The 8,956-nt window shown below is 48.7% G+C and carries 7 protein-coding genes; 4 read left to right on the forward strand and 3 right to left on the reverse strand.

Features of this window, described 5'->3' with window-relative positions; all coding sequences use genetic code 11:
• The coding region (locus QNJ26_21465) for a glycosyltransferase (protein MDJ0988123.1) at positions 1–652 on the reverse strand (652 nt) is incomplete at its 3' end.
• Entirely contained in the window at positions 649–1,848 is a 1,200-nt protein-coding gene (locus QNJ26_21470) for a glycosyltransferase (protein MDJ0988124.1), read from the reverse strand. The genes QNJ26_21465 and QNJ26_21470, both read right to left, overlap by 4 nt.
• A gap of 592 nt (positions 1,849–2,440) precedes the next feature.
• Between QNJ26_21470 and QNJ26_21475 the strand changes: the two genes are divergently transcribed.
• The 4 genes from QNJ26_21475 to QNJ26_21490 all read left to right on the forward strand — a co-directional run bounded on the left by QNJ26_21475 (position 2,441) and on the right by QNJ26_21490 (position 7,501).
• Positions 2,441–3,400: a GSCFA domain-containing protein gene (locus tag QNJ26_21475; GenBank protein MDJ0988125.1), complete on the forward strand. Its 960-nt coding sequence runs from the start codon at positions 2,441–2,443 to the stop codon at positions 3,398–3,400.
• 216 nt (positions 3,401–3,616) lie between these two features.
• Positions 3,617–5,047 carry an Asp-tRNA(Asn)/Glu-tRNA(Gln) amidotransferase subunit GatB gene (gatB, locus tag QNJ26_21480; protein MDJ0988126.1) on the forward strand — a complete coding sequence of 477 codons (1,431 nt, stop codon included), beginning with the start codon at positions 3,617–3,619 and terminating at the stop codon, positions 5,045–5,047.
• Between the two features lie 128 nt (positions 5,048–5,175).
• Positions 5,176–6,855, forward strand: coding sequence for an FG-GAP-like repeat-containing protein (locus QNJ26_21485; protein MDJ0988127.1), 1,680 nt, complete (start codon positions 5,176–5,178; stop codon positions 6,853–6,855).
• A gap of 169 nt (positions 6,856–7,024) precedes the next feature.
• Positions 7,025–7,501, forward strand: coding sequence for a transposase (locus QNJ26_21490; GenBank protein ID MDJ0988128.1), 477 nt, complete (start codon positions 7,025–7,027; stop codon positions 7,499–7,501).
• A gap of 154 nt (positions 7,502–7,655) precedes the next feature.
• Here the strand turns inward: QNJ26_21490 and QNJ26_21495 are convergent, their stop codons facing one another.
• The gene (locus QNJ26_21495) at positions 7,656–8,777 is read right to left on the reverse strand and encodes a hypothetical protein (GenBank protein ID MDJ0988129.1); all 1,122 of its coding nucleotides are present in this window, start codon (positions 8,775–8,777) and stop codon (positions 7,656–7,658) included.
• Positions 8,778–8,956: the final 179 nt, after the last annotated feature.

The raw sequence follows: 8,956 nt of genomic DNA on the forward strand, positions 1-8,956 counted from the left end.
AAAACAGCTCGGTATCGATGCCATGATAAACGCAGTAAACCGGGCGTTGGGCCCCATCAACCAGCGCCTTTAAATAACGGCGGTTGTATTCGGTGCACGTAATGACAAATTGGGCAAACGTCATTTTTTCTCGCAGCTGTCTTGGATCAGATGTATAGATGTCCTTAGCATGGGCGGTGAAACTAAACGGCAACCCACTGAGTATACTGGCAAACATGGCCACTGAAGCCGGCGAATGGGCAAAATGGGCATGCAAATGCAGGCTGGGGTGAGCGGGCAACAAAGACCGCACCAGATAGCCGGCCTGAAACAGATGCTTAAGGGTGGCCGATTTGCGGGTTCGTAAAAAGCGTTTCAACGCAATTTTTAAAGCACGGGCATATGCGGTCGGCCGCTGGGCAGCCAGCAAAGAGTTATGGAGCATTAGCCGCGGCAGCGGCCGCAGCAGGGTCTCCGGTAAATAGTCAACTTGGGCTTGGATTTGGGTTACACTCTGGTGGGTGAAGTTTTCCCTAGGCTGGCGCATGGAAAACAAATGGATCGGAAAACCCATTTTTTCCAGCAGCAGAATTTCATTGGATATAAAGGTTTCGGAGATTCGGGGATAACCCTTTAAAATCATACCTAAATAAGGCTGGTGGGGTGCATTCATGATCGTTTAGACCTGAAATCCTGAATGCGTTTTTGCATGGTCTCGATTCCGGTAAATCGAAATTGTGAAATGGCCTCAACATAGGGCGCGGGGTTTTCCAGAAAGGAAAAGATTTTCTCCTGCAAAATGTCCGGTCCCAGATCAGCCCATGGGATGTAATCAACCAGTTGATGGCGCTTGAATGCCTGGGCACGAATCAACTGCTCTTTGCGCGGCGTTTCACGGGGGATCACCAGGCTGGGTGTGCCCTGGTTTAAAATTTCACACAGCGTATTGTAGCCCCCCATACAGACCACCAAATTCGCCGCCGCAAATATTTTTTCCATTTGGCGATAGAAATGATATCCCCGCACGCCCAGCCTTCTGGCGCGCTTAAATATTTTGCGACGTTTGTTTTTGGGCATAAACGGGCCGGTAATCAAAACGCTTTTAAAAGGCAGCGGTTTTTCAGCAGATTCGAGCATGTTCACGTAATTGCGCATCACCAGATAGCCGTCTCCGCCACCGCCGGTGGTGACAACCACCAGCTTGTCATCGGGTTTGACAGCCAACTCTTTGCGGATATTGCTGACCGCCTCCGGGCCGGGTATCTTGCGCGGGATATACCCGGTAAAGTGTATTTTTTGACTGACCGCATCGGTGATCTCATATTCTTTGATCGGGTCGTAAAATTCGCGATTGCCGTATACCCATATTTCCGAATACAAGTTTTGCAATATTTCATAAACGCCTTTATCCTGCCAATCTCTTTTAACCGTAGCAGCATCATCCATGATATCTCTGAGGCCTAAAATAGCGCGGGTATTGGGAAGGGAACGCTTCAGCCACTTAAGGGTTGGCAACACCTCCTTGCGCAGGCCGAGCGGCTCTTTGTCCACGATAAAAAGCTGGGGTTGGAAGGTTTTGGCGGTGGCGGTAATAATATTTTTGCGGATATCCAGAGCGTGCCGGGCATTGATTTTAATCGACAGCGGCAGATATTCGTCATTGGTTTTTTTGATCATCCCCGGAATGCGCACAAAATCGATTTGTTCGGGAAACGAGAAGCGGCCGGCTATGGGTGAACCGGTCAAAATGAGGATATTGATGCGGGGCCCCAACAGATGGGCAGCGATCGCCATCGTTCGGCGGATATGTCCCAGTCCGTAGGTGTCGTGGGAGTACATCATAATGTTATAGGTCGAGTTTCGTGCCATCCATGCTCCCGGTTAAAGATGCAATCATGTTAAAGGCCGCTTTACAAAATGTATTCATATAAAAGAAGCTGATGGTTTTTGTCAAGAAATGGTTGGAAATCGGACCGTTAGACAGAAGATCGATTTGCAGGCACAAGTGACAAATACCAACACCATTGCTGTTTTAGGCACCGCAAATATTTATATAACATACTGATTTTAATAATTATTAGTTAACTGTTAGTGCCGCCAATGGTTTCAGACGGCGCACCAAATCCACGGCTTTCTTTCAGGCTGTCAATTTGTTATAAAGAGAAGGCCCACCGGTGTATGGGCATCCGTATTTAAAACCATGACGCTGAAAGGTTGGTATGGCTCACCGGGTTGAAAGATATGATGTTCAAACACAATTTTAATGCCTTGGTAAAAAGTCGAACTCAATCCGTGTTTGGAATTGGGTGTTTGGAATAAAATATGTGTTGCCATATCGGAATGTTAGACTGCTAAACCATAAACACCAAATACAAAATACACTCGCAAAAAGACTCCGTTTCTGGTTTTTTGCAAGAAGTCCAATTTTGACCTAGACATCATTCAAAATAAGGATCAGACAATGGCACCATCAGATAGACGTCCTGTCCATCAATTTGAGAACTGGCAGGTCTGGCCTGGTTCTTTTGATAACCCGCCGGTGGACGGCAATTTTCCTGCGCCCGAAAAAGGTCGTTTTACCATTACACCACAAACACCGATTGTCTCGATGGGCTCGTGTTTTGCCCGCGAGATTAAACGCCGCCTCATTCAGCGCGATTACCACTACATCACTGAAGAAACCCACCATCCGGCATCTATGCATGCCAGCGCCGCCTGGGAACGGGTTTACAGCACCCATTGCCTGCGCCAGATTTTTGAATATACCTTTGAGCACTGGCAGCCGGATCTGCGCTGGTGGACGGCGCCTAAGTCAAAAAAAATCCAGGACCCCTATCGTCGCGTTGTTCTTTATGACCGTCTTGGAGAAGCTGAGAAGGACTTTGAGAAGCATCGCACTTTTTCCCGCAAGGTTCTGCAGCAGGCTGAGGTACTCATACTCACCCTGGGCCTGACCGAAATTTGGCAAGATACCATCGACGGTTCTGTGATCTGTGTGCCGGCCGGGCCTTATGTTGATGAGGGTGGGGATATGAGCCGGTATCAATTTCTGGTCAGCCGTTATGCTCAAAACCTCAACAATCTGGAACGCATTTATGAGATTATGGCCGCCCATAATGCAAAATGCAAAATCATCATTACGTTGTCACCTGTCAATTTGTGGGCCACCTTTCGGCATGATATGGATGTCATCAGTGCCAGCTGCAATTCCAAGGCGACCCTGCGGGCGGTAGCCGATGAATTTACCGCGCGCCATGAGAACGTCTATTATTTTCCGGCCTTTGAAATGGCAACCATTTACCAGCCCTTGAGTGGGCGGACCTATTTTTCCGATGGCCGCGATAATTTCCACATCAACAAAGCCACGGTTAAATTTATCATGCAGCACTTTTTTAAATTTTTTGCAACTCAGGCGGCGTAGATTCACACATATTCTTTATCGTGGTCTGTCGATGGTGGTTGTCAACTGTCGTCCAAATTGTTGGAACTATCGTCTGGAAGCTATGAACCGTGACAGGGCATCATCCGCCAAATGGCCCCAGGGGCTGATCCCGGAGTTGACTTGCGGGTGACTTTTTAATAATACAGAGCATAACTGCATATTTTAAATCTCAAAAAAGATAATGTTTTGAATTTTATGGAATATGAACCGGTTATCGGGCTTGAAATTCATGCCCAGCTAAAAACGAAAACAAAGATTTTTTGCGCCTGCTCCACCGCTTTTGGCGCGCCGCCCAACACCCATACCTGCCCGGTGTGTTTAGGGATGCCAGGCGTGTTGCCAGTGCTAAATAAAAAAGTGGTGGAGTATACGATGCGAATGGCGCTGGCCACTGGATGCGACATCGAGTCGGTTAGCCGATTTGCCCGCAAAAATTATTTTTATCCCGACCTGCCCAAAGGCTACCAGATATCGCAGTATGAACTGCCCATTGCTCGAAATGGCCAGGTGGCTGTCGAAGTGAATGGCGACATACATCAAATCGGCATTACACGCATCCACATGGAGGAGGATGCCGGCAAATTAAATCATGACCCCGGACGGCCTGTCAGTCAAGTTGATTTTAATCGCACCGGGGTTCCCTTAATTGAAATTGTCAGCGAGCCGGATATTCGATCCCCCGAAGCAGCCGGCGCTTATTTGCGGCAACTGCGGGCCATCGTCCGTTATCTGAGTATCTGTGATGGCAACCTGGAGGAGGGTAGTTTCCGCTGTGATGCCAACGTATCAATTCGGCCGGCTGGTGCAGAGACGTTCGGTACACGCACCGAAATAAAAAATCTGAATTCATTCAAACATGTCGAAAAGGCCCTGCAGTATGAAATCAACCGCCAGCGAGAAATTATAACCGACGGCGGCGAAGTGATTCAGGAAACCCGACTCTGGGACCCTGAGAAGCAGCGCACCCAATCGATGCGCAGCAAAGAAGAAGCCCATGACTACCGTTATTTTCCTGACCCGGATCTTCTGCCGCTGGTCATTGAGGACGGCTGGATTGAAACAGTGCGCCAGGTTTTACCCGAACTCCCGGCTGAAAAAAAGAAACGCTTTGTGGCTGAATACGGTTTACCTTCGTATGATGCTGACATTTTAACCGCCGATCGAGCACTGGCAGAATATTATGAGGCCTGTTTAGAGGATTTTAATGAGCCCAAAGCGGTCAGCAACTGGATCATGGGATCATTGCTGGGCTGGTTGAATGCGGAAGGCAAGACCATTGACCAGACGCCCATTGCGGCTTCGAATCTGGCGCAGCTGCTCAAACTGGTTGACGATGGGACCATTAGTGGTAAAATCGCCAAAACCGTATTTGACGACATGGCCCGATCGGGCAAATCTGCCCGCCAGATTGTTGAAGAAAAGGGTCTGGTTCAAATTTCAGATTCAAACGCCCTTGAAAATATTGTCTCAACAGTTTTGAATGCCAACCCCTCAGAAGTCAAAGCCTTTCAAAACGGCAAAACCAAGTTGCTGGGGTTTTTTGTTGGCCAGGTCATGAAGGAAACGCGCGGTAAGGCCAACCCGAAACTGGTCAATGAAATCCTAAAACGTAAATTAGAAAAATGATGTCAATTAGTGTCTTGCATTAAGCAGTTTATAGGTGCAGTCCGTTGCCAGTAGTCCGTTGTCCGCTGAATATTAACCCGACAACGGACAACAAACAACCAACCACGGACAAAAATTAAAGGAGAGTAATGGCACCGTTCTTAAAATATAAGACAAACCGTCTAATTATCATCATATTATTAATGACAACTATGTTGTCCTTTAATTTTTCGGCGAATGCCGCCGAGCCCAAGCGTATTGCCCTGTTGCCGTTTAAAATCAATGCTGAAAAGGATATGTCCTTTTTACAAAGCGGCATCTTTGACATGCTGACCACACGGCTTGCCAAAGAAGGCGAAGTGGATGTCATCAGTCGACAGGAGGCTGAGAATGCCGTCAAGGCTGCAGGAAGTCCCGATCCGATAACCGAGTCAGTGGCCCGCAGCATCGGCACCGGCTTAAATGCGGACTACACTTTGTTTGGCAGTGTCACGGTGTTTGGAAACAGCATCAGTCTGGATGCCAAAATGGTGGATGTCAGTGGAGAAAGCCCCACCACAAGCTTTTTTGACCAGAGTCAGGATCTGGGCGGCATTATCACCAAAGTCAACCTGATGGCCACCCAAATCAATGCCGCCGTATTCGGCCGACAGCCGCAAGTGGCCCAAAAAGCTCCGCCATCCACAGAGACCACCGCCCCTGCGGCACCAAAAGATGACCGTCAGGCCCATCCTGAAAAGCTGGTCAAAGGACGTGGCGGTATAGAAGGCGAAGGCTCTCCGTTTATCATGTCAGGGACCGATGAGGCGTCTGAGTTTCAAAAATTCTGGCGCAGTGCCAGCTTCAGGCACTTGATAAACGGCCTGGCTATTGGGGATGTTGACCGCGACGGCAAAATTGAAACCGTTGTGGCGACCCCAAGAGAGCTGATTGTTTACCGCGCTGAGAGCGGCAAGTTTTATAAAGCCCACGACATCAAACAAAACGGCAGCCGCGTCAATATCGGTCTTGATATCGCCGATATCAACGATAACGGGTATCCGGAAATCTTTGTAACCAGCCTGAGTTCAACCCGCCGAATCATAGAATCATCGGTTTTCGAATATGACGGCAGCAATTTTATCAAGATTGTCGATGGCAGCCCCTGGTATTACCGGGTTGCCGATGTGCCCAACCGCGGCAAAATGCTGCTCGGGCAAAAACATCGCGTCAAAAAGCCTTTTTCGGGTCGTATTTTTGATCTGCAGTGGAAAAATTCCAGTTATGAACCGGAAGGCGAAATAAAAACCCCCAGGGTCATACAGGTCATGGGCTTTGCACTGGGCGACGTCCTCAACAACAAGCAGGAAACCGCTGTTGCATATAAGGAAACCGATCGCATCCAACTAATTGACGCCAACGGTAAACAAATCTGGCAAAGCACCGATAAATACGGCGGTAGCACCCTTTTTAGTATCGGGGAACAACAGTATCGCGGTGAAATCCGAAACCCTTTATATTATCCCATGCGCCTGCTGGTCAGCGATACGAATGCGGATGGTGATACCGAAGTGATCGTGGCCAAAAACTACGATGTTGCCAGAGGGCATCTTGAAAAGTTCAGAAAATTTACCAATGCCCACTTTGAGTCCATGGCCTGGGATGGTCTGGGTTTACAAACCCGCTGGAAGACCCGCAAAATTTCGGGATTTGTGCGTGATTACGCCATTGCAGATTTTGACAACGACGGAAAACTGGAGCTGGTGGCTGCGGTTATCCTCAGTGAAGGCTCAATTGTGCTGATCGGCGAACCCAAAAGCACGATCATCGCCTATGAGCTGCCGTCCTGATGTTATTTTTGGTAAAGCATTCAGCACGGGCGGGGATAAACCCCGCCCTTACACAACACTGTTTGATCGCTCATTTAGGGGCGGGGTTTATCCCCGCCCGTGGGCTTATTCCGTTCCACATCTCAGCTTTATTTAATTCCTGCACTCTGAAATCATGAGCCGTTTCCCTGTGCGCAAAAAGATACGTCTACCAGGTTCAGTCTATGATCAAGGTCGAGCTTTCTTTATCACCATAAATACCCATCGCAAATATCCGTGGTTCAGCCAGTATTCTCATCTTTGCCAAGTATCGGTTCAATTCATCAAAGAATTATCCTCATTTCACAAAATAAAGATTTTCGCTTGGTGCATCATGCCGGATCACATCCACCTTCTTATTCAGGGTAAGAATATCATTAATTTTATTCGCTTATTTAAGGGCAGATTAACTCCCATCGCTCGTTCTATCGAAGCCGGACAGAAATTATGGCAACGCAGTTTTTTTGATCATGCCATCCGTAAAGAAGACTCTCTGCACAATGTTGCCTGCTATATTTGGGAGAATCCGATTCGCGCAAAAATTATCGACGAACCGATGCGTTACCGATGGTCTGGATCAGAAGTTTGGCCAGATTGGAAGGAGATTTACAGCAAGGGGTATACCTAAAACCTACAATTGTGGATATGGGGCAGAAACAATTTAATGGGCGAGGAGTAACCCCGCCCATTTTTTACACAAAAAAACCCGGGGTGAGATACCACCCCGGGTTTAATTTTTTTTGGCCTACTAAGTTAAGCTACAGCGTAACGCTGTGGATGACTTAGAAGTCGATCTGCCATTTGGCGCCGACATACAGCTGGTCACCGGCATCTTTTCCGTTGCCGTCATCGCTGAAGTCATCACCAAAATCAAAGTAACCGACTTCGGGCAGCAGCCATACGCCCGGTGCCATGGCGATAACAGCCTGCACATAAAACGCATGGGTATCAGCGTCATCTTCACCCGGCGCATCGGAATCCGTATACAGAAATCCGTAACCGGCTTCAAAGGTCAGGTTATCGGTGAATTTCCAGCCGGCGACCAGAAGGGCCTGTCCGACATCGACATCATCGGTGTCATCATCGCCGTCAAATGTAGCGGCGGCTTGTGAAGAACTGCCCGACGTTCCGCCAGCTGACCAACCGGCATCGGACCAGTTCTGGCCATAGGAACCGGCCGCTTTCAGATAAACCGGGCCAAAGTTAACACCAACGTCACCGCCGATAAGCCAGGAAGTCACATCGACATCTTCGGAGTTGGGGCCGGCATCTTCGATTTCAAACCATTGGAAACCGCCGAGGAGCCCGAAATTCCAGGTGTCAAAAGACATGCCCCATCCGGCTTCGATTCTGGGCAGGTATTGATCGACATCACCGGTGGTTAAGCCTCTGAGGTCATCACCCTGGTTGGTGATCAGCGCAACCTCAAAGCCGCCGAAGGCCAGGGCAACCTGGCCGTTACGGCCGCCGTAGGCAGCACCGTAACCCAGCAGACCGAGGTCGGTGTCAAACGCCTGACCGGAAAGAAACTGGGTGACCGGGCCGTAGTCTTTTCCAACCTTCAATGTGGCCGCGCCAAAATCCCAGGTACCGAAAATTCTACGAGAGGAGACAGAGGATTCATTGATACCGAATTCGAAACGGCCTCTGATGTTTTCGGCTCTGACGGTTGCACCCAGACGGGAGTTGCCTTGCAGATCCCATCTGACCTGATCGTCTTCGTCGAAATTATCGGGTAAGGCCGGGCTTCCGCCGTCAAGATCCGAGACATCGGTGGTGTTCCCAAAATCGCGGGAGTTGTAAAAGGTTTGCATACGGGCAGAGCCGTAAAAATTCCAATCGACTGCCAGGGCCGGTGGTGCAATCAGGGCCACAACAGCAATTGCCATAATAATTTTCTTCATCTTAATTTTCCTCCTTAACGGAAATTAATTAATTAAATTCATTTGCCAAATAATTTCCCAAATCGCGCTTGATGCTTAACAGCCGAGGATTCACCTCCTTCCTGCGCTATGTTTGACCGGCATCAGCGGGATTGTAAATAGAGTTTCTCCCAAAACCCCTATTAGCCTAATAATAGATG

This window comes from Desulfobacterales bacterium (genome assembly GCA_030066985.1).
Classification (GTDB): Bacteria; Desulfobacterota; Desulfobacteria; order Desulfobacterales; family JAHEIW01; genus JAHEIW01.

Excerpts from the sequence above, each read along its gene's own strand:
- QNJ26_21470 (MDJ0988124.1), bottom strand. The coding sequence starts at position 1,848 with ATGGCACGAAACTCGACCTATAACATTATGATGTACTCCCACGACACC.
- QNJ26_21475 (MDJ0988125.1), top strand. The coding sequence starts at position 2,441 with ATGGCACCATCAGATAGACGTCCTGTCCATCAATTTGAGAACTGGCAG.
- gatB (MDJ0988126.1), top strand. The coding sequence starts at position 3,617 with ATGGAATATGAACCGGTTATCGGGCTTGAAATTCATGCCCAGCTAAAA.
- QNJ26_21485 (MDJ0988127.1), top strand. The coding sequence starts at position 5,176 with ATGGCACCGTTCTTAAAATATAAGACAAACCGTCTAATTATCATCATA.
- QNJ26_21495 (MDJ0988129.1), bottom strand. The coding sequence starts at position 8,777 with ATGAAGAAAATTATTATGGCAATTGCTGTTGTGGCCCTGATTGCACCA.